Raw genomic sequence first — 25,965 nt, forward strand, 5'->3', positions numbered from 1 at the left:
TGAAGTAAAAACATGTCCGTATTAATCCTAGCGGAGAAGCCACCATAAGCAAAAGCATATTCTGAACCGTTCCCAAAAGTTAAAAGGAATGATGGCTATTTCCACGTTCCACCATGCTCTTTATTGCCAACTGGAGGGAATATTACTTGAGCGATTGATCACTTAGTCGAATTAAAAACACCTTCTATTTTAAAATATTATCTACTTGTATCAACAATAAATCTGTAAGTATTCGTCTTGCTTTTATCAAACGCTTAAAATCTACCATCTAATTTAAATTTGTCGCCTATTTTATTGCCAATTACTTTTAAATATAAAATATTCCTTCTCTTAACTTAAATAAGGAGTATAGCGCTATGTGTAGATTTGAAATAAAGTCACGATATTTATAAAAAAGATGTGAAGATTCCCCCCTATGAATATGGATTGTAGGTGAATTTATTTTTGTTTGAGTACCACGTATACCCTTGTCAATTCTCCACTTCCGGATAATTCCTCCAATAGTTTGTTATTTTATGGAACGTATATTCATCGGAAAAAGTTCCTAATCTAATTATGTAATTTCAAACAGGAAAGGATAGGATAGTTTTGTCGTACAATCGGGGTTCAGATGACAACTTATTATGGAGAGATGAACATGCTGAGAACTTATAGGATGTTTCATGGTGGCAATGGAACGACGCCGGTTGATAGTGGATTGCCCTTGCAGGGAATCTTCTATAGTTTGAAGGGCCGAGACGGCTCTCTCGAATGGAATAAATATTTAGGCCAAGGTGAGCCATGGTGGCACCCAGCGAATGAGCATAATTGGGATTTTAACACAGGAAACCAGATTGGCCGAGACTTCGGTCATATGTTGCATGTGTTTGGATGCGGTGACGGTGACATTATGGCAATCCACCCAAACGGGAATCTGCACTGGTACTCCTACAATGGGAAAGGCGAGCTAGACGTGAACGGTACGCTTGGATGGCACCAAAATTCCGGAAACGTAATTGGAAACGGTTGGCAAAAATTCATCCGTATCTTCGTTCGTCCGTATTCAGGAAGATCCAGCACGGCACGGCTCGAAATCTTTGCTGTCGAACAGAACGGCGATCTGCGTTGGTATTCATACAGCGGCATTGGAGAGAACGATCCTTCAGGAACCCTTGGCTGGCATCCTAACTCCGGTAATCGGATAGGAAATGGTTGGCAAAACTTTAGAAACATTCACGGATCGGGAAGAGCCATCTTCGGAATTCATGAAAATGGGGAGCTGTATTGGTATTCATATAGCGGCAATGGCGAGGACGATCTTTCAGGAACCCTTGGCTGGCATCCTAATTCCGGTAATGTGATTGACCGTGGCTCCTGGAAGGACATGAAGTATGCTTTCGGAGGCGTAACCACTCTTGGAGGAATCGGGCATGTTATCATGGCTGTTGACCAGGATGATAATCTGTTTTGGTTCAAATACACTGGCGAGGGCGAGGGGCCTGAGCGCGACTGGGATTTTAGGTCTGGAACTCGCATCGGTAGATCGTCATTTACGAGAGCCATCCACAGTGTTGTTGTACACTTTAAGACCTTAGTGTCTCTTTCTAGTGAGAGAATAAATTGGATTAATGAACAGTTTCAAGCTATGCATGATCTTTTTGCACAAGGTGGAATAGCTGTTTACCAAGGTACAACAGAGGATCTTAGTAATAATCCCAACTTGCAACAGCTTAAAGATATCCATGTGGGCGAATGCAGAAGAAATGAACAGCCTTCACAGGAGATAATTGAACTTTTTAATAATCGCAATTATGTTGGTCCTAATGAATTGGTGATTTATTTAGTTGATAATATAACCACAGACTCTTCGGGGTTCCCTTCAGGCTGTGCGGTTTATCCAAATGGAAAGCCGGGAGCAGTAGTGAATTGTAATTTTAGTCCTCATGGGACCGGCGATTCTAAGAGATTTGCATGGTTGGTGGCGCATGAGGTAGCACACGTTCTAGGATTAAACCATTCTCCAAATCAAGATAACCTAATGTATGAGGGATTGAGGTTTACGATTTTTCCACCTCAACTCACCTATTCTGACTTCAATATCCTGCACGGAAGCGAATTTTGCCACCAATGCCGAACAGTGGTTGGGGCCAAATCGCCACCATCCTGTTGCTAAAGCAATCCCTTCAGCTTGTAGTTGTTTGATATCTAGACGCTCTTTTTCAGCAAAAGCCGATAGGATGTTTGCAGTTGCTTTTCGTACAGCACTTTGAATAATATCATTTGTGGCGTTTCCATTATAGGTTACATTGATAAATGGTTCTTCCAAGCCTTGTTAATGAATCGAGAACAATTGTCTCACCGGTGCGAACTATGTGATTCAGTATTTAATATTTTTCTCTATCCATAATATATATTAAGAGACCAGTTATCTCCAATTTTTTGAGAATAATTAGTTAGTAATGGTGAGGAAGATGATGACAATAAAACTAAACAACAGTATTATTTTAACTAAAAGAGCAGCTAGCAAAAGCTAACTGCTCAAATCATTAAACGCTAGTAATATTAAAAGAAGTACTTAAAATTGGTTATGAAGCTGAAAATAGCTTTTGAATATTGTTTGTTGTCACTAGGCTAGCTTATTTACCTATCTATTGAGTATAAGTGTGCTTTTAAGGATTAATTCCTATCCCCCTTGGCGAAAAACCTACAGAAATAGTGGTAATCACAGTATTTGTTAATCCATCAATTACGGTAACATTTTGAGGAGGCCCAGATACAACAGTATAAATTCGATTAGTAGATGAGTTAACTCCTATTCCCTTTGAACCAAAACTACCTGGCTGAGTTCCAGTAGGGATAGTGGCAATCACGGTATTAGTTGCGCCACTAATTACAGACACATTATTGCTCCCACGATTTGGTATATAAATAAGATTGGTAGATAAGTTAACTCCGACTCCTCCCCTTGGTTCAAGTCCGACAGAAATAGTAGTAATTACAGTATTCGTTGATCCATCAATTACAGAGACATTATCACTGTTAGTATTTGCCACATAAATAAGGTTAGTAGATGAATTGATTCCCACTCCAATTGGATTAGATCCCACTGGAATAGTAGCAATTACGGTATTCGTTAATCCATTAATTACAGATACACTACTATTACCCTGATTAGTTACATAGACCCGATTGGTTAATGGGTTAGCCTCAGCGCCCCTTGGAGCATTTCCGACGCTAATAGTAGTAATTATGGTATTGGTCGCCCCATTAATAACAGAAACATTCGAACTATTAAAATTTGGAACGTAAATAAGGTTAGTAGATGTATTGACTCCTGCTCCATCTGGATTAATACCTACTGGAATAGTACTAATTACAGTATTCGTTAATCCATCAATTACGGAAACATCATTGGTGGTACTATTTGTTACATAAATCCGATTAGTTAATGGATTAACTCCAGGTGTAACTGGACTGGTGCCAACAGGAATGGTAGCAATAACAGCATTATTTGCTCCATTAATGACAGAAACATTGTTACTGCTTGAATTTGCTACATAAATTTGGTTAATAAGAGCTGATCCAGTAGGCCCAGTGTTGCCAGTAGGCCCAGTGTTGCCAGTAGGTCCAGTGCTACCAGTAGGTCCAGTGTTGCCAGTAGGCCCAGTGTTGCCGGTAGGCCCAGTGTTGCCAGTAGGCCCAGTGTCACCGGTGGGTCCAGTGTCGCCAGTAGGTCCAGTGTCGCCAGTAGGCCCAGTGTTGCCAGTAGGCCCAGTGTTGCCAGTAGGTCCAGTGTCACCGGTGGGTCCAGTGTCGCCAGTAGGTCCAGTGTCGCCGGTGGGTCCAGTGTCGCCAGTAGATCCAGTGTCGCCAGTAGATCCAGTGTCGCCGATGGGTCCAGTAGGTCCAGTTGGACCAATAGGACCACCAGATGGCCCGGTAGGCCCGGTGGGTCCCATTGGTCCACCAGATGGCCCGGTAGGCCCAGTATCGCCGGTAGGCCCAGTATCACCGGTGGGTCCAGTGTTGCCAGTAGGCCCAGTATCGCCGGTGGGTCCAGTGTCGCCGGTGGGTCCAGTGTTGCCAGTAGATCCAGTGTCGCCGGTGGGTCCAGTGTTGCCAGTAGGTCCAGTGTCACCGGTAGGTCCAGTGTCGCCGGTCGAGCCAGTATTGCCAGTAGGTCCAGTCGGAAATGTAAAGGGAGGGATAGGTGGAAATGTAGGCCCAACTAAACTTGAATTCAAGGTAACGGCACTCAAAAATTCATCTGGGTTAAAGGCATTTTGAGATTTCTTATTATACATGTGTACACCTCCAAAAAAATTAATATCATTATTACTTAATGCGTAATATTAGTAAGATAATACCAATAATTATGAAGTGTTAAATTTTATCCGTTTACTATGTTTCGTTCTTATGTAATTTAATGAGTAATTTTATCTTGTTATATATCATTTTCTTGTGAAGTCCAAGGAGATGTTATAGAGACAGAGTTGTATCAACGCGATTGAAGGGAATGAGGGACTTGTTTTATTTCGCGCAAAAGTTACGCATTTCAAATCTCCTGTCCTTTTTCATACAATATAAAAATTCACCTCCATTTCAAGAATCTAATTACTTAAATACAGTATTTATAATAGTTAGCACAGCGTCTTTTTATCGATAGCAAACAAAAAAGCCCATCCTTTTTTCATAAGGGATGAGTTTTTTTATTTTTCTATTATTCTAGGAAACTGGTAAAAAATATAATGCAAGCAAGTGTTAAACCTTGTATCTTATTATCTCTTTCACCAAGTTTTTTTGCTTTTTGATAAATTTCTTCAATTTTTTTATCAAAAGTCGTATCTCGTTTTGTAAAATATTCAATCGTTTTTTGCATATTTTCAATTTGTTCTAGTGGCCTTTGAAATAAATGCGTTAATTTTTGAATCTCATATTGCATTCTGTGCGGAATTAAATCGTCCTCTGATTCCCTATTTATCAAAGAGTGCACGCTTTGTATCGGTGATTCTGGTTTCTGTCTTCGTATCACTGCTAAGGAAGCCACCAGATCGAGGTTTACTCCAGCTTCTTTTCTAGCTTGAATTAAATCTCTAAATGTTAACTCATCTATATCAGTGAAAACCCTTGTATTGTTTTCATTTTCCCGAAAAATATACCCTGATTTCTTAAGGGATTTTCTCTAATAATTCAATGTGAAATATCCGACGCTTATATAGGAATGACTAATAAAGTATCAACTCGTGAAAATTCTTAATGAGAAAGCCAATAAAATATCTACAAAAAATAAAAAAAATTGAAAACCTATTATACAAGCTTATACATCAATAAAAATAACGAATATATTGCCATTGAACAGTTTTAAAAATCTAAAGTAATTTTAAAAGGAGATTAGATAATATGAGCGAAAAATGTCCAATCAATGTACCATGTCAAACGGTAGGACAAACTCAAACACCACTAAGTGATGAGACTGCAACACCAATTCTTACACCAGGAGCACCGATTGTAAAAATCCCAGTTGTATTAGCTGAAAGAACAATTCAAATTGTTGTAGAATCAGATGTCCCATTAGCACCTTCAGCATCCGAAATTAAACGTGTGTTAAAAAACGTATTTTTAACACAGTGTAAGTTAGTTCCTGTAGCATTCACTCCAGTACCAGGTACAGAATTCCGCCGAGTTACAAGAGCAAAGTTATTTGTACAAGGTTATATTCGTAAAAATATTGAATATGCAGGTAGCGGGTGTAATTCAGTATTATTTGATCGTATTGCAAATGTTCCGTTCTCTGGTTTTGCAGATTTAACAGAGGGGGATTTTCTAACACTACCTTTAATAGCAGCTTCCTCAGACACAACATCTCACTTTATTAACCCAAAAGACGGTGATTTACCACGTTTGGACAAATACTTCTTCGAAAATGCAGTTGTTTATAACGAACAACCATATTGCGAATTAGTCAGCGCTAATTTCTTTGAATTAGACTTTTCTCCTTGTCCAACGGAATTAAATGACACATTTGACACACTTCGTGAAAAAATTGTACTAGATCTTACTTTAAAAGTTTTACAAGTACAACAAGTACAAATAGCATTATAAAACAAAGAAGCACTCATTTTGAGTGCTTCTTTGTTTTATAAATTTGTAACTAAGAAAACTTCTTATTTTTCAAAATCTACCTACTTAAAAAGAACACCAATGTCCGTTGGTGTTCTTGGAAGGAAACTATAAAATTGAAATAAGTGAGTGAAACCAATTCCAATACTATAATATATGCTTGACTAACATTTATAGTGCTAAAAATTAAATATTATTAATAGACGGAAAACCTACTTCTTATCTTGTTTCAAATAGAAAAAACTTTTCCTCACCATTAGATTTTAATTTATTTACCAAACAAGCGACTTCAAAACGATTTCTTCTGTTCTGAATTTGCTATAAGGCGCATGCTATCTTGTATTTCTGTTAATATCTGCATTAATTGAACATCTCTTTATTCTTTACTATATTATTCTTTGAGCATCTGCTTCCTTTGATACTCCCACGATAGACCATATAGATTCGTGTGCCGCCTCATATATGTCAATAACCGGAGCGTTAGTGAAAGGCTTTAGTTAGATACATAAATACAAAATTGCTGTTCATATTTAAGCGTTTTTGTATAAGCTTATATAATCGAAGCTGAAATATTTAAAAACAATCACTACAGTATTTTTAACGAGGACAGACGGAAGCAAAACATAAGTCATCTAAATCAACGTCTACAATCTTATTATCAACTTTTATTTTTATTTTAGCTGGAGGACTTAAAACGTCATCTGCATCTTCCTCTCCCTCCTGAACACTAATTAAAACCCCTTGTATAAGGTTTTCTTCATTTTGCAGTCGAATTGTAATTTTCTTTCCGATAAATCCTTGTAAGTAAAGTGCTAAAGAAATACCAAAGAAAGTATTAATTAAAAGGGGATTTGCTGCTACTGTTTTTCCAAAATGTAATATTAAATTTTGGCGAATAGGTGGAGTAAAGTTAAACGGTAAAGGTTGAGGTATAGGATTTTGATTACAATCCCGTTTCAATAAACAAAGTTGTAGATATGGGATCAGTATTTTTCCTTTTTTTTCGTTGGTTAACTCAATGAAATCCTTCCCTGCATTTGTTAAAGTGCCTATTTGCTTTTCCTGAGTATTGTCACATGCAATAATTGCTTGTACTTTTAAACCACGAAGTGTTAAAAGAAAAAGCTGTAAGGCTCTTGTGTTTTCTGGATTTCTTGGATTTGAAATAATATGGAGTAAGTTATTTGCTTCTTCAATGCACGCTTGTAATTGATCTAATTCTTCTTGTGGAAGTGAGCTGTTAGGAGAAGGGAAGACCGGTGGGGCATCAGGAAAGCAGGTAAATGATGGAGGACAGGGAGTGGTATTAAAATAAGTTGGAGTCCATATTGGGTTTGGGTTGTCCATTTTCATAATTTGAGGGCTCCTTTCGTTTCATAAAATATGATTAGTATAATAAATGCGTTTGTCATACTTTCTGTGTCATCATTCATCCCATTGTATACGAAAAAAAGGCTATCACCTGCCCTTTACAAGTGGGATAGCCTTTTAGCTTAAACTCCTGGGATTTGTTGAATGTTTGGAATCTTAAATTTCCCGTCTTCAATAAAGAATACTTCAATCTCGTCAATATGTAAACGAGCCGTCATATTATCAAATTCATTAATATGAGTTGTTTCAATTTTAATAAAAGCGTAATCCCCCTGGACTTCAACAATGGTACCGATAATCATAAAAGGAAATTGTGCAATTAGAATAAAAACCCGAGAACCGATGTGGTTTGCAAATTCTTGTGCAACATTAGCACGGCGTAATTCATTAATTAAAGGATTGTTAACTGAGCTTTTACACACTGGAGGAAGCGGATTTTTCTCTTTGAGTTGATCTTGATTTTCCATTTTTTACACCACCTTTATTATTATGGAATTGGAAACTTAGTATTAGGATCAAAGGGTAAGAAGAAGACGATCATTTCAATTGCAAAATCGAGAGGTGTAGGGAATTGAAAAAATGGTGCATTATTCATTTTAATGATGACAGGATAAAGTGTAATGAAGCCATCTGTTACCCTTACAAGTTTTCCAGTGAAAATAGGACGAAATGTTTGCCCTAAAATATTTAGTTGATCAGCACGTGTAGACAATAAAATATTTTTTCCTAATAAATCGACAAATACTTGATTTTCAGGTAGAGTTGCTGTATTTTCTAAAGGGATTTTTTTGGGTGGTGAACAATCGACTGTTTCAGGTGGTCGTTTTCCATGTTTTGGTTTTGATTTGTTTTTTGACATACGTATAGCGTGAAATCTCATGGTATGTACCAAGAGAAAATACGCATATCCCCCTTTCATTATGAATTTTTACTATCAATTTATTATTATGCAGGGGTTTGTACCTTTATTTCCATAAAAAAGAAAAAACACCTTTTGTTTTTGGTATGTCTCTTTTTTATTCTATTTTTCATAAGCTAAGAAGAGAATGAGTCAAAGGAGAGGTTGTCTTTTGCGGTCTGATAAACAAAATAGTGGGGTGTCACGCCCTTTATTAAATATTCCTGGATCAGTAAAAAAGAAAGAAGGTTTAGAAGGTAAAAATCGGAAAATGGAACAGAATACTTTAGAGAAAAAAATAGAAGTCCCCATTGTTAAAGAATCACAAGTGAACAAATCGATAGGTAATAGAAATCCTATATGTAAAGAGTTGGTCCCATTAAATTTTAATGGTTTAAAGGAAAGATTAAATTTCCAGCTTTTAAAAAATATCGGCAATAGAATAGAAGTAACAATACGTTGTGATGAGAATGATGAAAAGGTTATTGTTGGGAAGATTCAAGAAGTGGGAACAGATTTTATCGGCGTATTGCAGAAACAAAAAGTAATAGTGACAATATTATGGGTAAATATAAGAGAAATTCGTTTTAAAGATGGAGATGTAATTGTGATTGACCAACCTGATGCAGAAGAAGTGATTTAGAGTGTATTTGATACAATGAATATGAAGGCTATCCCTACAAAGCGGGGATAGCCTATTTTTTAGGGGGTTCGTAAAGGAGGGAGTTTGTCATTACTCTTTCCTAGTACCCGAAGTATCCCCCACATACCAAGTTCAATGTCCCAGCGAATATTACCCGAACGGTACATATAATCGCCAGGTCTGCCGTTTAGACCACCAGCTCCATGTGCAAGGACTATATTTGCTCTGGAACCAACGCTATTTTCTCCTTGGAGACCGATATAGGTTGAGTTTAAATTATTCTCATTTCGAAGCCATGAATGTCCGTGTATTGTAAAAGCATGTGCTCGAGGTTTGTCAGCAGGGAAAGTATAACGAAAGATAATTGGATCATTTACATGTGCTAAAAATATCGGTGTAGCAGGATCTCCGTGAATTTTTGTACTAAATACTGCTGAAACATCTGGATTTTGCTTTAAGCGATGAATGATACGTTCTGAGCGGTAGTTAAAGCCGCGAGATCCTTGATCTTCTGGATCTTCTAGTCCTTCTTCCGGTGCTATAAAAATTGCTTCGGGATCAATAATAAGATTTCCATTTTTATCTACAAGGCGAACACCATCATGCATTAATAAAGCAAATTCGCGAAATTCTGGGAAAAGTGGATGTGAAATAACTGCTTGATTACCCGTTCGGATTGGTGTGCGCTTTATAGGATCGAGATGAAGAGCGCCAGTTTGTTCTGTAATTAGCATACCAAAAGCTCCGTGGTGCCGGTGATTACGTAAATCAGCCATATCCCAGAGATTACAAGCGCCAAAATTACGATCAATAAACCAACGATACGTAATACTTTCCCCTGGTGCCACGGTTTGATCTGGATTAAATCCAACTGTAGCACCATCTGAGCCAAGAACGTCATATGCAATCATTTGTGCATGAAGAGAAATTCGTCTGGATGGCGTGAAAACAATATCTTCATCGGGCACTTCTGGATAACCATGAAGTTCTCCTTCGTTATGAAATGGCTCTGTTAATTGATTGTGGAGAGTAACTTCTACACATTCACCGGTATTCGCACGTAATATAAGTGGTTCGGGATTTATTTTCCCGTTCTTTATATTTTCAACATCTTCTTTTAAAGCGAAAATAATACCAACGGGATCATTATCACCAGCTTTGTTATATTTAATTTTAGTTTGAAATGCAACAACTTCAAATTTTCGAACTGGTGCATTTGGTGGACAAGGCTCACCAGGATCTGTTGCTGGTGGAGGTTGCTCCTCGGTAGGTTTTGGCAATGGTTTTGTTCTTTTTGGTGGTTGCGGTCGGTCTGGTAGAGGGAATAGCTTTGGAACCCGCTCTTTAAATGTCCGGAAAATTCCCCAAGCTCCGAGCCAAATATCATCAATTCCACCGTAATAGTACAGCATATCAAAATCGCCATCGCCTTCAACCGCAAATTCTGCTGTAAAAGCTTCTGATATTCCAATAGTTTGTTGTTGAGTAAATTCTGATTCTAAATCCGGACGATTTCTACGCCAACTTTGTCTGTGTAAGTTAAAGCTATGAGATTCCTCATGAGCGCCTTGAAATAATCGAATGCGTACTGGATCACCATTATAAGTTTGTAATAATGGTGTCACAGGATCCCCATGAAGGAAAGAGCTAAAAACAAAAGCTGGGTCAGTTTCAGGATTTGTTAATCGTGCTGATAGCGGTTCATTTCGGTAATTAATGGCCATAACGCCAGGGTCACCTTCAGAACCTGAAAATTCAGGTGCATTAAGTGGTTTACCCCTACGATCAAATAAAAGCGAAAAATCATGAACAAACAAGGCAAATTCACGAAAATCAGGTATGAGTGGATTTGTAATGATTGCTTGTGTACCAGACCGTAAAATTTTTCCTGTACGAGGATCGAGAAACTGGGATCCCTTTGGTTCAATACATATTCCTGCAAATAAACCATGCTGTTGGTGTGAATTCGCAAATAAATGATCATGAAAGAAAACAGCCTTCAATTCAACATCTGCAAACCACTGCATTTGAATTGTTTCACCTCGTAAAGCGCTACTATCATAATTCCAGCCAACATTAGCACCATCGGCAACGAGAGGATCGAATTTGACGAAGTGTACGTGAGTAGCTGCTTCATATGTTCGTTCTACAAGTTGAAATGCATTTCCGCCTAATGTTTCTGGAAACTTATTTGTAAAGTTAATACGAATACATTCACCGGCATTCGCACGTATGACAAAAGGTTCTGGTTTTTTACGACCAGATAACACATCTTCTTCATCTTCTTCTAATACAAATATACGACCTTCTGGATCATTCCAGCCTTCTTCGTTATATATAATAGGTACTTGAATACCAACGACATTAAAAACCCGTTCTACTTTTGTTCCTTCGGGACAAGGGTTCACAAATACGGCACCCGGACGAGCGTTTGGATCAAATTGATTGATTTCAAGCTCTGTTGACTTGCGGCCACCTACAATTCCAAGTGGTGGACGGGGAGCTTTACAACCAAACACACCAGGAATAAAGTTCGGGAATCCTGGTTTCTCTCGTGTTGGTGCAGGTGGAATTGGCCGATCAGGAAGCGGCTGTAGTGCTGCAATAGGCACACCATTTGGATAAAACTGGTTTCCGTCTTGTAATGTATTAAAAATACGATTCATTCCCCACATTCCCTCACCAAAATGAGGATAAAGATGACAATGAATAATAACATCGCCAAATGCACCTTGTGAGCTTCCTGCACCGTATAAAGGTGAAACGGTTATCGTATTCTGCGGACTGATAGATAATGAATCGACTTCTAAGGAATTAACATTGTTACGTTCAAATAGCCACTGATGGACGTGATAATGAAAGACGTGTGTTTCTTTTACCCCACCATGAATAACACGAATTTTAAGAGGGTCTCCTACGTAAGCACGTAAAATAGGGGTGGTTGGATCGCCAAATACCCAGGAATCATGATGAACTTCTTCACCTTCACAATCAGGACAAACAATCCCCTCTTGAATAAGACGAACGCGGTTTCGCATCGGTTCAGATCGATAGTTAACCGAATGTGTCTCCCCAGGTTGTAATGTATGAGGGTCAATTGATTTAGCTCCTGTTAAATCTTTGACTTCCATTTCATCATGGAAAAACCATGCGTATTCCCGAAATGAAGGTAATAGTGGATTATGGATATCAGCGTAAATTCCGCTGTTAATAGGTAAGCCTGTTATAGGATCTGTCCATGTAGATCCTTTTGGTTGTGCGATTAATGCACCAAATAAGCCATGTACATTACTTCCTTCTTCGCTGGAAAGTGGATTACCTAAATCAGAGAAAAGGTGAATCTCTTCACGGATGATTTCCCAAGTGTAGATTCGTTTTTGACCAGGTGGAACAGTAGTGTTTTTGTTATTTCCAACAAATGCTCCATCTGAAGTCTGTACATCGTACTCTGCTAATTGAATATGCATGGAAGTGCTAAAAGGTAATTGGTTTTCAAAGGTTACTTTTACGGTATCTCCTACATTGGCACGAATAACGAGTGGTTGCACGAGGTCTACTGTTGAAAAAGGATTTTCCTCTACGAGCTTTTTTACTTTACTGACATTCTCTTTTAAAACATATATCTTACCTTCAGGATCGTGATCGCCATAGTTGTTAATAACAATGCGAATTGGAATGGCAACCACATGATATTCCCTCAGCATTATACCAAGCCCCCTTCTAATTAAAAAGAATGGCATTCTATCTCAAATATAAAAAATGATGTGAAAAAATATTCGTACTTTATTGGTGTTTTTTTACATAAATAGATGATTATATACTCCTATCCAGTCGTGAATTATTATATTACATAATAATAAAATTACCTGAAAACAAAGCGAAAGAAAGGTGTTTTTTTTCTGTTTGATAAACATGTACAGGTGTATCGAACAAAGGAGAATGGTTAGTAATTGAATTGTGAAGAAAGTTGCTCCAGATGTATTTAAATTCAAATAAGTAAAATAAATAAACAGATTATAGGTGAATAAAATGGCTGCCAAAATACAAGCATATAGATGGAATTTAGGGAGAAGTGATTGAACAAAGAGTCGCTTTTGAAAAGTAGCTATAAATAAGTAACCTCCTCCTAAAACAGCAACAATATATAAATAAATATTTTCAAGAATTATTGTAAAAGGAGATGGAAATATAGTTAGGGTATAGACTGTCATACTTTTAAAAAACAGTATAAGGATTATCCATATAATACAGAATACATTTGAGCGGGAAAGAAAGAAAAAGCCTATGAAAGCAAGTGAAAGTAAGGAAATCCAGGAAACTCCATACAATATATCTATAGGTATTGCTAATATTTTTTGATTCATATCGAAATCAATTGTACTAATAGATTGGATTATAAGTAAAAGTAATGTCGCGAGCAAAAAAAATAATTGGAAAATAAAAAGATTAGTTTGATAACTTTTGAAATTTGTAGAATCAGTAGATTTAAGCAAACTTCCCCATATAACCCATCCAATTAATACAATGATACTTACGTAATGAAGTACGTTCATCAAGTAAAGGAGTATAATCCAGGTGCTGTTTGAAACGGTTGCGAAAATATTTCCACAAAATTGAGAATCATACTTAAGTTGAAAGAGTGAAAGAAACGAAAAGATGGACTGTTTTGCTTTGTCTTTTGACAGTGTATCGATTGTAAATATGTAAGAATCACGAATTACTTCCCCAGTGTGCAAGGGTATATAATAAATAACTGTATAAACCCCGCTTGTTAATGGAGGTAAATGTATAGATAAAGTTGTTTCGTTATTCGAAAATTTAATTGAATTTTCAACCTTACTCGTTCCTTTTTCATCAAAAATTTGAACAGTAGCTTTTTCTGTATTGATTTGAGCTGAAAAAGTCATTGAAAGATTCGATGGAGTATTTGTTAATTTCTGATTGGGTTTAGGAGTCGTTTGTATGGTGTTCGTTTCTGCAATAACATGTTTTGTTTGCAAAAAAAGACAGATAAAACTAAATAAGATGATTATACGTTTCCATCTAAGAAGTGTGCACATAACTAAATCGCTCCTCCACTAAAAACTCGTTAATTTCGAACGGAAAAGCGCAGCAAAATGAAAGATAGAAATACGACGATAGTTGTACAAATAATTAAGAAAGCGGGCTGTGTTGAGTGTAAACCAAGCATTGGCCCCATGAGTCCAGACATAATACCGCTTGCTACACCGGTTAGAATTGTCTGATAATCAACTAATGCTCCAAATACAATACCAACAGCAACAGCAATTATCGTTGTGACAATTGTAATGACACCTTCATCTAAAGGGAATTGTGATCCGAGAACGGTACCGACAGCTAAACCAATCGCTGTACTAGATAACATTGCAATATTCATACCTAAGTGATAACCAATGAGATGCCGAGATTTGTATAAATAGAAGTATGAAATAGCTGCTATAAAAAAATAGCTAAATAAAAGAATTGCATTTAAAAAATTCATTCGTGTTTTCACCTCCATACTAAACTATGAGTTACCATCATAAAATATCTATGATGAATGAAAAAATAGGAGGTTTTTATGCAGAAGGACATAATAAAAGTTCGTGATAAGGATCGTCTTGTTTTCGATTATAGGGAAAAAAGAGAAGAAGGATATATATCTCCAGCTAGTGCTTTACCGACTCATGAATTAAAGATGCTCCAAGAATACATGCATGGTACTAATTTAAAAGTACTTGGTGAATGCTTACCAGAGCGAAAACAAGTCATGATGCTAATGAAGTTTTTTAAGCATAAACGTTATCAGCGCGTGGAAGTTTTTTCAAATCGGGGTGGGAGTAGCTTACATACAATAGCGAAAGTAAATGAAATTGGCCGAGACTTTGTTGTGCTTACAACATTAATGGATCGTATTTTTATCCCATATACAGCGATTCAAAACGCGAATATCCCGTATGCAATACCTAATATTTCTACATCTCATCAGCACTTAATATATGATGAAAATCTCCGAAAAAAATTGATGCTGCAGTTTGGAAAAACCGTAGCAGAACAAGTAAATTTAAAACAACAATTTTTTGAAGAAGCATTTATAAATCATTTGCAATTATGGGAAGGGACATATATAAAACTATACGATCAAAAAGAAGTTTATACAGGACGGATTACCAAAGTCACGAATGAACATGTTTATTTAAGGAAACGTAGTAATACACAAGAAATAGCAATAAGGGATATTACCTATATTAATATCATGCGTGTTTCCACTTTTTTTTCAAGTTTGGTAAAACGGGTGAAGAAAAGGCTGCATCAATTACGAAAAAATAAAGTGAAACTTTAATCAATGAGGGTTTTCTCCATCTCACACTAATTATTAGCTTTTGTCAATCGGGACTTTCGTCTCTTCAGAAATTTTTTAGGGCAATCAATTTTTTTAAAAAATTATTGGAAATTGAAGAGAAATGTAAATTATGTGGAGCCGATCTAATCATAAAAAAGGTTAGAAAGAACAGGAATTGTAAAGTTAGTCTTTGGCATGAGTTAAATTAATATTTAAAATAAGAAAATATTAATTTACGAATTACTCATTTTTATGGAAACTTTTACGAAATCGGTCTCTATAAAATTGTAAGCAAGGGGAGATTTGTATATTTGGCATTCCTTTGGGTTTTCAAAGTTGGCTTCACATACAAAAGTATCAGCGAGGATGCTAAATTGATGCTCCTTTTTAATGTCTTTTGATTCTATAAGACCTTGAAAGGGAATGTCACCTTGTATCCTATAGTTTGGTATTACCTTGTTATAAGCTAATGCCGTATAAGTAACAGTCTTGCGGATAAATCCTGAAATAGTGACTACTTCTGAACACACCTTTTCAATCATAGTAAATATCTGTCTATCAACTTTGATGGTTCCTTTTTTTGCAGGAGGAACTAACTGGATTTTATGCTTTATAAATTGCCTAAAGCACAATGTTTTTAATTTGGGGGATTTTGGTGTTTTTTTCGTTTTTGGAGTTTTAGGAAAGCATAAAGATATTCTTGTTACTTCAGGAAGTCCTGATAAATCAATATGTGGAAAATAAGGCGTGCTTGTTATAATGGAATTTTTTTTGTAGTGTAAATTCATATAAGTTTCCCCACCTTTCCATTGGAATATAGTTTAAAATATGTCCTCCTCATCACATATGCTTCTTTTTGACAAGGAATTTTCCAAAATGAGCTCATGTCATATATCGATACTATGTATTGGACTCCGAGTAAATGTCATCGTATTACGCAATAATACTACTTTTTACTTCGCTACTTTATCCATAATTTCTTTATATTTATTAAACTCTTTATCGTTCATATCGACATTCATCTGTAAAAGGAAATCCCCCTTAGCATAGGCATGCGAGAAAAGCATTGGAGCTGAGTTCTTTAACTCATCATAGTATTTCTTAGACTGATTTAAATCTTCTTTTTTACTAAATTTAAACACACAGCCAGCTTTATCCCAAACTAATTTCAGAGTAAGGATACGTTTCCCATCTTTACGCATGTTTCCAAATTTTTTTGTTCTAAATCTGTAGCGTTCTCAGCTTCTTGTTTTGGTTTTGCTTCACTCGCAGTCTCCTCATTTGAACTACAAGCAGCGATTTCCATAAGTAATGCGCTACAAGCTAATGCTGTAAGTAATTTAAGTTTCATTTGAAAGAGGTATACAGGGTTTTAATAAAACTGGTTCTTATGGGGAGCTCACAAAATTCCTATTAACTTAAGTAATTTTAATATCCCTAAGTAGCAAAAAATACGTTATTCTTTCTATAGAATCATAGGAAAGGATAGCATTTTTGTATGTCTATTTCTGTATCTGATGAATTACAACTATTCGTTCAAGAAATCTAAAGTTTCTTCTCTCCAAATATTTCAAGAAATTCTGCTAGAAATGTCGGATTCGTGCAACAAACCGGTAAATAATTAAAAAGAATTGTGGTGATAACACAGGTGGAGTTGCTGAATCTTAGCTTTCATACTGCAAAAGTTTTTGAGGGTGAGAGAGGAACTCCTATAGTAAAGGAAATGCTGAATAAAGAGCATAGAATCGATTATATGGAAGGGAATTAAAATCCTATTATCAATACGAAGTGATTTAAAATATAAAAAAAAGAACCTAAATTCTTGACAGATAGAAAATAAGTTCTTTTTTTGTTCGTGGAGTTTTATTTAGCAGTGTGTTGGAGCACTATATAATATATGTAGTTATTAGTAAGGGAGTGTTTAATTTCCAAAATATATATCTTTGTAAGTAAGAAAAAAGGCCAGTTGAAAACTGGCCTTTTTTCCATTTTTTAAAGATAGTTAACGAACAGGTAATTTGGGATTTGGAGTATAGTAAGATGTTGATCATCTCATTGTTAATGTATGTAAGTAATACAAAATGGCTTGTACAATTATTAAAATTAGTGATTTTTTTTTGATAAATTAGTTAATTGGATGTTTGATAGAGGAAGTAAGTCTAATCAATTAATCTATTTCTTTCATAATATATAATGCAAATAAATTTTTTAGGGCGAAGGGGGTATGTTAAATGTCATTTGAACGTAGATGTGAATGTGATGTATGTAATAGAAACCGAAAAAGAAGAGAACAGGGAAATCTTGAAGGACGAAGAAGATTAAATGGTTTACGAGAAGGCGACAGAATTGAAGTTTTTTCAAGCGGAGTTCAGATCAATGGAACAGGCGTCTTTATTCGTATAGAGGATGGATTTCTTATTTGGGTGGATGATGCTGCGAACATTAATGTGACAAGCCTAGATGTTATTAGTGTTCGACGCATAGCTTAATAGTATTTAAAATAATGTGAATGTGTTAAACGTAATAGAAGCCGATGAAGAAAGAACTGTAAGGAGGTGAGAGAATTGGCGAATTCAAGATTAAATGGTTTACGAGAAGGCGACAGAATTGAGGTTTTTTCAGGCGGAGATCAGATCAATGGAACAGGCGTCTTTATTCGTATAGAGGATGGATTTCTTATTTGGGTGGATGATGCTGCGAACATTAATGTGACAAGCTTAGATGTTATTAGTGTTCGACGCATAGCTTAATAGTATTTAAAATAATGTGAATGTGTTAAACGTAATAGAAGCTGATGAAGAAAGGACTGTGAGGAGGTGAAAGAATTGGCAAATTCAAGATTAAACGGTTTACGAGAAGGCGACAGAATTGAAGTTTTTTCAAGCGGACTTCAGATCAATGGAACAGGCGTCTTTATTCGTATAGAGGATGGATTTCTTATTTGGGTGGATGATGCTGCGAACATTAATGTGACAAGCTTAGACGTGATCAGTGTTCGACGCGTAGTTTAATAGCACTTTAAATAAATATAAGTAAAAGATAAGTAAAAGATAAGAGGAGAGGGCTCTTATCTTATTTTGTTTTTAGGAATTATTATGTTATTTGTTTGAGGATTGATTACGTTATGTAGATTATATTAGGTATTTAAATACTTAAAAGGGATTTATATAAAATAAATCCCTTTTTAAGATGATAAGAGAGGTAGAGTACATTATATGTGTAAGTTTTAAATTAGGTTTGTACATTTTTTAATAACTTATTTGTTTTATGTAAAAGGTGCCAAGAAATACTTTGTAGTTTTATTTCTTGGCGTGGGTATTTATTTGGGTCATTTGGATGCTGACCTTACAATAGTATATGTCCGCTATGTGGAATGGTTTGTTATTTACGTTCAGTTCAGTAAATTTAGGAAAGAAAAAACACCTATTTTTTAATAGGTGTTTTTTCTGCAAAGTGGCTTATAAAATTAAAGGAAAGGTATTTCTATTCATTCATTTTTAATAATCGTCGCTATGATCATGTTTATGATCATCTTCTCTACAATGCTTACGCTTGCAACAGAAACGATCACAATCAGGTGAATTTATAGAGATTACGTTAATTTTGTTAATTGCAATACGTGCCAATCCTGGGAAACAATCAAAGTCAGATAAAATGATTACGTTGTTTCCTTGAAAACCTTGAAATGTTGCACTTGTAGGTGGTTGACAATCATATTGAAGAACAATACAAGTACCAGGAGTTAATGTTCTTAAGAATTGTAATAACTCTGGATTGTTATTCTTTTCTCTTCGATTGTCTTCTCTTTCTTCTTTTCTGTGATGATCTCTCCGATCATCACATCTATTGAAATCACAACCTCCACCAAAACCAAAACCCATAAAATTACCCCCTTTCATTCGTCAGTACATCTTATGCTCGTCTAGAAAGGATGGTGTGAGTATAGGAGTCTAGTTAAGTGTGGATTTTTTATGTAAACATGAAATTTGTTTAATAAGGATTTTTTTATGGATTGTTTCTAGTCATACTATATCTTAATAATGTATGACTAGAAAAAGTATTTGCCAACTTGTCTATTTCATTTATTAACCTTGAACATATTCTATTGTGATAAGTAATGATGAACTAATTTAATAGGATTTCATAGTTATTTATTAATATTTAGTAGGAAAGGAGTGTATTAAAATATGGCTGCAGAACAAATAGACACTGAAATTCTTACTTTATTAGAAGCATTTCAATTGGTAGGAGCAAGAGTTGGATTGTTTTTACCGTCGTTTCATGTAAAGGGCCTTATTACACGAATTGGAGAAACTTTAGTTACTCTTGAAGGCGTTGAAGTGATTAGCAACGATAGTGGTGAAGCTATTGAAAGTCCAAATCAAATTAGTGTTAAAATTAACGATATTTTATCGGTTAGTGATGCTCAAGAAGCAGAAGAACCAGAAGAATAAATTCAAAAATGTACTGGGTAGTATAAATACCTGGTACATTTTTTTATAACTTGTTTATTATATAGTACATATCTTTATAGGGGGGATACAGTTGTGTGAGTTTTGTTCTAATTTTAAAAATAAAGAACGTAAATTTAGATTATTTGAGGTAAATCCTATTCCTTTTTTTACTCCGTATAGATCAAGAAGAATGGTTTATTCTTCAGCTGAATCAGATAAATCTTCTAACGCTTTATTAAAATCAAAAATGTCCTCTAACTCTTCTTCAGAATCAAAGGGATCTTCTTCTTATCATTCAGTAGTGAATAGTTCTATCAATAATTTTGCAGGGGTAACAAATGAGATTAGAGAACTTTTATATGCCTATCAGTTACTTCATTTACGTACTGTATTGTTTTTAGAAGGAATTCATATTAAAGGCATTATAATGAATGTGAGTCAAAATTTAGTGACTGTTAGTGGACCAAATGTTGAAGTAACAAGTAATTCAACTGGTAATATTATAGGTTATCCGAACAGAATTAATGTTAAACTAGAGTCTATTCAAGCGATTGGTGATGTAGAATAGTTTTCTAGTTAAAATGTAAAAAACAATAGGATAACGAGTGAATTTTAATGTTGATTTATATTATATGAAAATATTAAATCAAAAATGTATCAAGAATATTATCTTTTTTTCTTTGTTACTTCCAATATATTTTAGATTAACACTCCTTACTCCTCTAGGACTGGATGCATATTAGATAATTCTAAGCATAGAATAGCAGTAACATCGAGAAATGTTCATCTATACGTAAGAGCTATCAACTATTTTGAGAAGGCGCTTAAATAAAGCGTCTTTTTGCTTACACCTTTTGAGAAGGACAAGCATAAAATGGAGTGTGGGGAAACCACTTTATATATGAGAGCATCTAACAATAGTTGATGCTCTTTTTATTTGCACGCAAAAAATTACTATATTGAAGGGGCTATTCTACAAACTCCTTTTAGGGGCATGCATTAAATAAAGTCAGCTTGTACATATTTTGTTTGGAAGTGTATTATAATTTTGAATTGAACAGTCTGTGTAAGTTCTATGCCTTTATTAAATGCTCCTCGTTACAGAACCTTGCTGAAACAATCTTCACTTAACTCCCTAGTGGTTCTAATCAATTAAGCTATCCCTGTAGTTAAGAGGGGGATAGCTTCGTTTCTAAGATTTAGTCCTGCGTTAACATATCTATCGTTATGTGTACTACAAGAAGGGCAATCACACTCACGAAGATTAAGATTTTTAACGTCTTTATTTTGGTAAATGCAATTTGAACATAGCTGACTAACAATAAACGTTTTTGATATAACTACATCTTGCTTCCCGTATCATTTTCTTTTTTAATTGAGTTAGCTCGTCAGTGAAAAAATGATACGTTAACCTTTACCCCGCTTTCTTATAAGTATGATTCCATATAGAAAGAAAACGATTAAATACAAAACAACTTCAAACAATGGTTCGCACAATTAAGGCTTTTTATTCTTGTTTCTAGTAAAAACGAAAAAACGTAGACTTATGCCTACCAACATTTAACTTCCACCTAAAATGGGTGTTTCATGCCTTCACATTTTTGAGGAAGCGTCTTTCTGTCGGAAAAAGATAACAGTAACCTTTGCATCAAAACGGTTTGTATTGCGTATTAAAATTCCTCTATTAACATATTTAAAGCTTTTGACTTTATTCTTTCATATTCCATAGCTCCAGCAAGTTCTTCAGCAAGTAATGGTGATTTTCTGACGTATTTTTCACGAATCACATCATACAATTCGTAAGGAAATAACATATCAATAAACATAATTTTCTTCTGCTCAGCTGTTAAAGGGGAAACTGACTCATATGCGTTAATCATAATTTGAAATTGATCTGCATTCCAAACACCAGTTGTATCTAGGAGAGGAATAATCATTTTACGCAAGTCTCGAATAGGAAGATCGTAAGAAACTGTATCTAAATCAATTACCCAAATTTGATTACTTGGATCTAATAAGGAATTTCCTGTTCCATAATCTTGATGACATAAATTAGGGAATTCTTGTAATTCATCAGTCCATTTTGTATATTCAGATTCCAATAGTCTTTGGTGTGTGTGTTTTGCTTCTGAAATGAAAGCATCGATTTCAGTCAAGTACAATTGTGAAAATGGGTCATCCGGCATAGTTGCGGATAAAGTTTTCCAAATCTCCATCTGTTGAAATCTTTTAATGTAATGATTGGGCCAACGTCCCAGTTTTGTAAAGATAGGTATGCCTGGTGGCGGTTTGTAGCCGATAGAAGCTACATGAAAATCCGCTAACCCTTTCATAATCATTTCAAGGTCTTCTTGCATTGTAAGCTCAAATGGTCTTCCCTCAATCCATTCATAAACAACAAATAAAAATGGACCGTGTTTTGTATATAACTGATTCACTTTGCTTGGGATTATGCTCGGAACACGCATGCCTTTTTTGGCAAGATAATCTTGAGCGTGAATAGAAAATAAAGCCTTTTTTTCAGGGCGATGAATTCTCTTTAAGCAAAATGGTCCATCTGCAGTATGAATTTTCCATACTAAGGCTAGTTGTCCACCTTGTATTAATTCGATTGTAGTCGCTTGAATGTCCCAATGTTGAATCATTGTCTCTGCCAATGCTACTAATTTTTGCTCCTCTTCGGGCGATAATGTATACACCGCTTCTTCATTTTGATTCTCCACATATACCACCATCCTTTTATACTCTCTTATTACTGTATGGTACATGACCATTTTTGCTCTAGCCATTTGCCTTTAAGAAGAAAAAGTACTATTTACCAAATTTAATTATAAAAGATGAAATAATGCTTGATAACTCACAAATATAAGGGTTCCTTCGTAACATATGAAGAAAGTTGTATTTTATGAAACAGGGAGGCGATTTAATGAAAATTGCGATAATATCCACTGAAAAGCTACCTGTACCAGCTGTACGGGGTGGAGCTATTCAAATTTATATAGATTCTGTTGCTTCCATTATTGCTTCAAATGGAAAAAATGTGACAGTTATTTCTATAACAGATCCTAATTTAAAGTCGGAAGAAAAAAACAAAGGAGTAAGGTATATACGTTTTCCAGAAGAGGAGTATCTGCCTGATGTTATTAAACATTTGAAACAGGAAAAATATGATGTGGTTCATTTATGTAATCGTCCCAATTGGATTACAATCTTACGTGAGGCGGCACCACAGACCAAATTCGTGTTAAGTGTGCATAATGAAATGTTTGCATACGAAAAGATAAGTGATAAAGAGGGCGAAGCATGTATTGCTGCTGTTTCCAAAATTGTAACAGTTAGTGATTATATAGGAAAAACAATTACTTCGCGCTTTCAAACTGCAAAAGCAAAGACAAGAACAGTATATTCTGGTGTAGATGTAAATGAATATTATCCTTCGTGGACCGCGAATGGTACAAAAGTTAAAAGTCATGTGCAAAAACAGTTGAATTTACAAAATAAAAAAATAGTTTTGTTTGTTGGGCGCTTGAGCAAAGTAAAGGGTCCTCATATTTTGCTACAAGCTCTTCCGAAAATAATTGAGAAGAATCCAGACATTGTAATGGTTTTTATTGGTTCAAAATGGTTTGGAGATAACAATGTAAATAATTATGTAAAACATTTATATACTTTAGGTGCGATGTTTCCAGAACATGTAGTCTTTATTAAATTTGTTAAGCCAAAGGATATTTCAACACTTTATGCTATGTCAGATATTTTTGTTTGCTCTTCACAGTGGCAAGAGCCTCTTGCTAGGGTACATTACGAAGCAATGGCAGCGGGTTTACCGATTATCACAAGTAATCGAGGTGGTAACCCTGAAGTTATTGAAGAAGGAAAAAATGGATATATTGTCAATGACTTTGAGAATCCTGATGCATATGCAGAAAAGATAATTAATCTATTAAATAACGAAAATAAAAGAAAACAGATAGGGAAGTATGGACGTGCGAAGGTTGAAAAAGAATTTAATTGGAACCGAGTCGCTATGGATTTAATGAAAGTGTATGGGGAAGTTTTATAAAATTTAAGAGGAGGGTGATGAAAGTTGGAAGAAACAACTGGATTAGAGAGTGAACATTTAAAAAAGGTCCTTAGCTTTTATCCATTTGAAGTAAGTAATATCATTTTACAATCAAGCAGAAGTGGGAGAACAATGTGGGAAGTTGAAACAGAAGAAGGATTAAAAATATTAAAACAAGCACATATGCACCCCAAAAGGATGCTATTTATTGCTGGAGCACATTTACATCTCCTTCAAAATGGATTACCAATTACAAATATTCATAAAACAAAAAGAGGGGGCTTTTGTATCGGATCTGATGGGTATGCGTATGTACTATATGATAAGCATCAAGGGAAAGAAGTCATCTATTATAATAAAGAACAATTAGAAAAGGTACTCATATATGCAGGTAAATTTCATCAAGCATCAGAAGGATATGTTCCGATGCAAGAAAGTAAAATTCGGAGTCGATTAGGAAAATGGCATAAATTATACAGATGGAAATTACAAGAATTAGAAGGAAACAAAAGAATTGCACTCTCCTTTCCAGATGATGTATTTTCAACGATGTTTTTAGAGTACGTCGATAAGATGTTAGCACGTGGTAAGAGAGCATTACAAGAAATAGATGATCCATATTATGACCAATGGACAAAAGAAGTTATTGCATCTAATAGTTTTTGTCAGCAAGATTTTACTTTAGCAAGGTTTGCAGAAATAGATGATGCTGTGTTTATGAAAGAGCTACATTCTATTACAAGTGATTTACCCGTGAGGGATCTACGTATCATTTTAAATAAAGTGATGAAAAAAATGTCAGTTTGGGATACTAATTTAGCAATTCATATGTTGAGTGCATATGATTCGGAAAATTCCTTATCAGAAAAACAATTTCGTGTTCTTTGGACTGATTTATCGTTCCCTCACTTATTCTGTGCAATTGCACATAAATACTATTTAGGACAAAAGCGTTCGTGGTCTGATGAAAAGTATATTTGGGCATTGCAAAATATCATAGCACTTGAAGACTCTAAGGAAGAATTTTTACAAAGTTTTTCTGATATTTATCACGAAATCAAGAGCAATAGCGGAGGGAAATAAAATGAGTTCAGAACAAGAAGAAATAGTAATCCCTATTTTAGATTTAGAGAAATTTGTGTTTTCTCCACCCGGTCCAATGGGATGGGAATTGTCAGAGTATGAGCAGCAAAAAAATATTGTACTAAATGAATCTTCGGTGCTAGAGAATTTAGCGATTATTAAGGAAATAGAATTAGAAGAGTTACCCAAAATCGGATTGCTAGATTTAGAAGAGCAATCCTCACAAAAACCTACAATAATTGATGAAGAAAAAGGTGAAGTAAAAGACGAGTTAAAAGATGAAGTAAAAGATGAAGAGATTCAGAAGACGAGGAAGAAGAAGAAAAAGAAAAAGAAGAAGAAGACAATAGAACTAGAAGAGCAATCTCCACAAAAACCTACAATAATTGATAAAGTAAAAGATGAAGAGACTCAAAATGCAATAGAACTAGAAGAACAAAACCCGGAACAAGATGAGGTCGTTCCAACTCCAATAGAAAAGCCGAAAGTAAAAGTCAAAATTATCACTCCCGATCAGCCATTAAAAAGCCCATGGATAGCAAACTTAGTACAGAGTGCTAAGGAAAATGGATAATGAAATTTCCGCAAATAGATTAATCTTTTCATATTCTTTCAACATAGTATATATAAAAATATATTGAAGGAGTTAGGTAAATGGCTGATGTGAAAAGAGCAAAAATAAAATTAGATGTTGAGAATGGCTTTAGTGTTAATTCAGATGGTGATTTACAGGAAGTTCTAAAAGCTCTAGCTGAAATAATTCAATCTGGTACACATAATGGTGTAGAGGTTGAAATTCAATATGTTGATGAAACAGAAGTTATCTTTACAGACGAGGAAGAAGACGATGATGAGGAAGACGAAGAAGAGGACGAAGTAGAAGAAGAGGAAGACGAAGACGAAGAAGAGGAAGACGAAGAAGAGGACGAAGTAGAAGAAGAGGAAGAGGAAGACGAAGACGAAGAAGAGGAAGACGAAGAAGAGGACGAAGACGAAGAAGAGGACGAAGAC

Annotated in this window: 23 protein-coding genes and 6 pseudogenes; 14 read left to right on the plus strand and 15 right to left on the minus strand. The window is 35.3% G+C overall.

The genetic code is table 11. From position 1 onward, the window contains the following. Positions 1-12 precede the first annotated feature (12 nt). Together MR136_RS23770 and MR136_RS28685 are read left to right on the plus strand one after the other, a co-directional pair. Positions 13-147 (plus strand): annotated as a pseudogene (locus MR136_RS23770) (toprim domain-containing protein); the annotation flags it as partial. A 508-nt stretch (positions 148-655) separates the two neighbouring features. Then, a complete protein-coding gene (locus MR136_RS28685) occupies positions 656-2,152 on the plus strand; it encodes a tachylectin-related carbohydrate-binding protein (protein WP_370658448.1) in 1,497 nt (498 codons plus the stop codon). On the opposite strand, the pseudogene MR136_RS23780 reads toward MR136_RS28685, so the two are convergent. From MR136_RS23780 to MR136_RS23790, 3 genes and pseudogenes are all read right to left on the minus strand, one after another. Continuing rightward, positions 2,147-2,384: pseudogene (locus MR136_RS23780) on the minus strand (recombinase family protein); the annotation flags it as partial. The gene MR136_RS28685 and the pseudogene MR136_RS23780 overlap by 6 nt on opposite strands. A 264-nt stretch (positions 2,385-2,648) precedes the next feature. Next, positions 2,649-4,283 carry an exosporium leader peptide-containing protein gene (locus MR136_RS23785; protein ID WP_242259641.1) on the minus strand — a complete coding sequence of 545 codons (1,635 nt, stop codon included), beginning with the start codon at positions 4,281-4,283 and terminating at the stop codon, positions 2,649-2,651. A gap of 416 nt (positions 4,284-4,699) precedes the next feature. Further along, positions 4,700-5,011: a hypothetical protein gene (locus MR136_RS23790; RefSeq protein WP_078421683.1), complete on the minus strand. Its 312-nt coding sequence runs from the start codon at positions 5,009-5,011 to the stop codon at positions 4,700-4,702. Between the two features lie 368 nt (positions 5,012-5,379). Here MR136_RS23790 and MR136_RS23795 point away from each other — a divergent pair, with 368 nt between their 5' ends. Continuing rightward, the gene (locus MR136_RS23795) at positions 5,380-6,081 is read left to right on the plus strand and encodes a CsxC family protein (RefSeq protein WP_078421682.1); all 702 of its coding nucleotides are present in this window, start codon (positions 5,380-5,382) and stop codon (positions 6,079-6,081) included. 307 nt (positions 6,082-6,388) lie between these two features. On the opposite strand, the pseudogene MR136_RS28475 reads toward MR136_RS23795, so the two are convergent. From MR136_RS28475 to MR136_RS23810, 4 genes and pseudogenes are all read right to left on the minus strand, one after another. Then, positions 6,389-6,475: pseudogene (locus MR136_RS28475) on the minus strand (DUF3967 domain-containing protein); the annotation flags it as partial. 221 nt (positions 6,476-6,696) lie between these two features. After that, positions 6,697-7,452 carry a hypothetical protein gene (locus tag MR136_RS23800; RefSeq protein ID WP_078421191.1) on the minus strand — a complete coding sequence of 252 codons (756 nt, stop codon included), beginning with the start codon at positions 7,450-7,452 and terminating at the stop codon, positions 6,697-6,699. A 140-nt stretch (positions 7,453-7,592) separates the two neighbouring features. Beyond that, on the minus strand, positions 7,593-7,937 hold the full coding sequence (locus MR136_RS23805; RefSeq protein WP_078421190.1) for a hypothetical protein: 345 nt from the start codon (positions 7,935-7,937) through the stop codon (positions 7,593-7,595). 20 nt (positions 7,938-7,957) lie between these two features. Continuing rightward, positions 7,958-8,329, minus strand: a complete 372-nt coding sequence (locus MR136_RS23810; RefSeq protein ID WP_242259642.1) for a hypothetical protein — start codon at positions 8,327-8,329, stop codon at positions 7,958-7,960. A 211-nt stretch (positions 8,330-8,540) separates the two neighbouring features. Here MR136_RS23810 and MR136_RS23815 point away from each other — a divergent pair, with 211 nt between their 5' ends. Further along, complete coding sequence (locus MR136_RS23815; protein WP_078421188.1) at positions 8,541-9,011, plus strand: hypothetical protein; 471 nt, start codon at positions 8,541-8,543, stop codon at positions 9,009-9,011. A 59-nt stretch (positions 9,012-9,070) separates the two neighbouring features. Here MR136_RS23815 and MR136_RS23820 read toward each other — a convergent pair whose 3' ends face one another. From MR136_RS23820 to MR136_RS23830, 3 genes are all read right to left on the minus strand, one after another. Next, positions 9,071-12,715: a multicopper oxidase domain-containing protein gene (locus MR136_RS23820; protein WP_078421187.1), complete on the minus strand. Its 3,645-nt coding sequence runs from the start codon at positions 12,713-12,715 to the stop codon at positions 9,071-9,073. A 93-nt stretch (positions 12,716-12,808) separates the two neighbouring features. Beyond that, positions 12,809-14,071, minus strand: a complete 1,263-nt coding sequence (locus MR136_RS23825; protein WP_078421186.1) for a copper resistance CopC family protein — start codon at positions 14,069-14,071, stop codon at positions 12,809-12,811. Between the two features lie 29 nt (positions 14,072-14,100). Then, a complete protein-coding gene (locus MR136_RS23830) occupies positions 14,101-14,514 on the minus strand; it encodes a hypothetical protein (protein ID WP_071731122.1) in 414 nt (137 codons plus the stop codon). Positions 14,515-14,592: 78 nt separating this feature from the next. Between MR136_RS23830 and MR136_RS23835 the strand changes: the two genes are divergently transcribed. Further along, on the plus strand, positions 14,593-15,354 hold the full coding sequence (locus MR136_RS23835) for a hypothetical protein (RefSeq protein ID WP_078421185.1): 762 nt from the start codon (positions 14,593-14,595) through the stop codon (positions 15,352-15,354). A 233-nt stretch (positions 15,355-15,587) separates the two neighbouring features. Here MR136_RS23835 and MR136_RS23840 read toward each other — a convergent pair whose 3' ends face one another. Together MR136_RS23840 and MR136_RS23845 are read right to left on the minus strand one after the other, a co-directional pair. Continuing rightward, positions 15,588-16,142 (minus strand): hypothetical protein, encoded by a 555-nt coding sequence (locus MR136_RS23840; RefSeq protein WP_078421184.1) that lies wholly within the window; start codon positions 16,140-16,142, stop codon positions 15,588-15,590. A 165-nt stretch (positions 16,143-16,307) separates the two neighbouring features. Further along, positions 16,308-16,705, minus strand: a pseudogene (locus tag MR136_RS23845) (stress protein). Positions 16,706-17,585: 880 nt separating this feature from the next. Here MR136_RS23845 and MR136_RS23850 point away from each other — a divergent pair. The 3 genes from MR136_RS23850 (at position 17,586) to MR136_RS23860 (ending at position 18,365) form a co-directional block, all read left to right on the plus strand. Continuing rightward, positions 17,586-17,843, plus strand: a complete 258-nt coding sequence (locus tag MR136_RS23850; RefSeq protein WP_071731119.1) for a hypothetical protein — start codon at positions 17,586-17,588, stop codon at positions 17,841-17,843. 66 nt (positions 17,844-17,909) lie between these two features. After that, on the plus strand, positions 17,910-18,104 hold the full coding sequence (locus tag MR136_RS23855; RefSeq protein WP_061401383.1) for a hypothetical protein: 195 nt from the start codon (positions 17,910-17,912) through the stop codon (positions 18,102-18,104). A gap of 66 nt (positions 18,105-18,170) precedes the next feature. Continuing rightward, positions 18,171-18,365 (plus strand): hypothetical protein, encoded by a 195-nt coding sequence (locus MR136_RS23860; RefSeq protein ID WP_071731118.1) that lies wholly within the window; start codon positions 18,171-18,173, stop codon positions 18,363-18,365. Positions 18,366-18,851: 486 nt separating this feature from the next. Here the strand turns inward: MR136_RS23860 and MR136_RS23865 are convergent, their stop codons facing one another. Beyond that, complete coding sequence (locus MR136_RS23865; protein WP_071731117.1) at positions 18,852-19,235, minus strand: hypothetical protein; 384 nt, start codon at positions 19,233-19,235, stop codon at positions 18,852-18,854. 306 nt (positions 19,236-19,541) lie between these two features. Here MR136_RS23865 and MR136_RS23870 point away from each other — a divergent pair, with 306 nt between their 5' ends. After that, positions 19,542-19,808 carry a hypothetical protein gene (locus MR136_RS23870; protein WP_071729553.1) on the plus strand — a complete coding sequence of 89 codons (267 nt, stop codon included), beginning with the start codon at positions 19,542-19,544 and terminating at the stop codon, positions 19,806-19,808. A 91-nt stretch (positions 19,809-19,899) separates the two neighbouring features. After that, positions 19,900-20,376, plus strand: a complete 477-nt coding sequence (locus MR136_RS23875) for a hypothetical protein (RefSeq protein ID WP_071729556.1) — start codon at positions 19,900-19,902, stop codon at positions 20,374-20,376. A 584-nt stretch (positions 20,377-20,960) separates the two neighbouring features. On the opposite strand, the pseudogene MR136_RS23880 reads toward MR136_RS23875, so the two are convergent. Together MR136_RS23880 and MR136_RS23885 are read right to left on the minus strand one after the other, a co-directional pair. Next, positions 20,961-21,167: pseudogene (locus MR136_RS23880) on the minus strand (zinc ribbon domain-containing protein); the annotation flags it as partial. Between the two features lie 311 nt (positions 21,168-21,478). Beyond that, on the minus strand, positions 21,479-22,582 hold the full coding sequence (locus tag MR136_RS23885) for a CotS family spore coat protein (RefSeq protein WP_071729558.1): 1,104 nt from the start codon (positions 22,580-22,582) through the stop codon (positions 21,479-21,481). 152 nt (positions 22,583-22,734) lie between these two features. Here MR136_RS23885 and MR136_RS23890 point away from each other — a divergent pair, with 152 nt between their 5' ends. The 4 genes and pseudogenes from MR136_RS23890 to MR136_RS23905 all read left to right on the plus strand — a co-directional run. Then, positions 22,735-23,871 carry a glycosyltransferase family 4 protein gene (locus MR136_RS23890; RefSeq protein ID WP_061401377.1) on the plus strand — a complete coding sequence of 379 codons (1,137 nt, stop codon included), beginning with the start codon at positions 22,735-22,737 and terminating at the stop codon, positions 23,869-23,871. 24 nt (positions 23,872-23,895) lie between these two features. Then, positions 23,896-24,954 (plus strand): spore coat putative kinase CotS, encoded by a 1,059-nt coding sequence (gene cotS, locus MR136_RS23895; protein WP_071729560.1) that lies wholly within the window; start codon positions 23,896-23,898, stop codon positions 24,952-24,954. A 1-nt stretch (position 24,955) separates the two neighbouring features. Then, a complete protein-coding gene (locus tag MR136_RS23900; RefSeq protein ID WP_071729562.1) occupies positions 24,956-25,528 on the plus strand; it encodes a hypothetical protein in 573 nt (190 codons plus the stop codon). Positions 25,529-25,608: 80 nt separating this feature from the next. Next, positions 25,609-25,965, plus strand: a pseudogene (locus MR136_RS23905) (ATPase); the annotation flags it as partial.

The organism is Bacillus cereus group sp. BfR-BA-01311, from assembly GCF_022664295.1.
GTDB lineage: Bacteria > Bacillota > Bacilli > Bacillales > Bacillaceae_G > Bacillus_A > Bacillus_A cereus.

Coding starts and splice junctions, on each gene's coding strand:
- MR136_RS23785 (WP_242259641.1), bottom strand. CDS start 4,283: ATGTATAATAAGAAATCTCAAAATGCCTTTAACCCAGATGAATTTTTG.
- MR136_RS23885 (WP_071729558.1), bottom strand. CDS start 22,582: ATGGTCATGTACCATACAGTAATAAGAGAGTATAAAAGGATGGTGGTA.
- MR136_RS23800 (WP_078421191.1), bottom strand. CDS start 7,452: ATGAAAATGGACAACCCAAACCCAATATGGACTCCAACTTATTTTAAT.
- MR136_RS23890 (WP_061401377.1), top strand. CDS start 22,735: ATGAAAATTGCGATAATATCCACTGAAAAGCTACCTGTACCAGCTGTA.
- MR136_RS28685 (WP_370658448.1), top strand. CDS start 656: ATGTTTCATGGTGGCAATGGAACGACGCCGGTTGATAGTGGATTGCCC.
- MR136_RS23810 (WP_242259642.1), bottom strand. CDS start 8,329: ATGTCAAAAAACAAATCAAAACCAAAACATGGAAAACGACCACCTGAA.
- MR136_RS23900 (WP_071729562.1), top strand. CDS start 24,956: ATGAGTTCAGAACAAGAAGAAATAGTAATCCCTATTTTAGATTTAGAG.
- MR136_RS23795 (WP_078421682.1), top strand. CDS start 5,380: ATGAGCGAAAAATGTCCAATCAATGTACCATGTCAAACGGTAGGACAA.
- MR136_RS23805 (WP_078421190.1), bottom strand. CDS start 7,937: ATGGAAAATCAAGATCAACTCAAAGAGAAAAATCCGCTTCCTCCAGTG.
- MR136_RS23870 (WP_071729553.1), top strand. CDS start 19,542: ATGGCTGCAGAACAAATAGACACTGAAATTCTTACTTTATTAGAAGCA.
- MR136_RS23850 (WP_071731119.1), top strand. CDS start 17,586: ATGTCATTTGAACGTAGATGTGAATGTGATGTATGTAATAGAAACCGA.
- MR136_RS23825 (WP_078421186.1), bottom strand. CDS start 14,071: ATGTGCACACTTCTTAGATGGAAACGTATAATCATCTTATTTAGTTTT.
- MR136_RS23840 (WP_078421184.1), bottom strand. CDS start 16,142: ATGAATTTACACTACAAAAAAAATTCCATTATAACAAGCACGCCTTAT.
- MR136_RS23835 (WP_078421185.1), top strand. CDS start 14,593: ATGCAGAAGGACATAATAAAAGTTCGTGATAAGGATCGTCTTGTTTTC.
- MR136_RS23830 (WP_071731122.1), bottom strand. CDS start 14,514: ATGAATTTTTTAAATGCAATTCTTTTATTTAGCTATTTTTTTATAGCA.
- MR136_RS23865 (WP_071731117.1), bottom strand. CDS start 19,235: ATGGGTTTTGGTTTTGGTGGAGGTTGTGATTTCAATAGATGTGATGAT.
- MR136_RS23820 (WP_078421187.1), bottom strand. CDS start 12,715: ATGCTGAGGGAATATCATGTGGTTGCCATTCCAATTCGCATTGTTATT.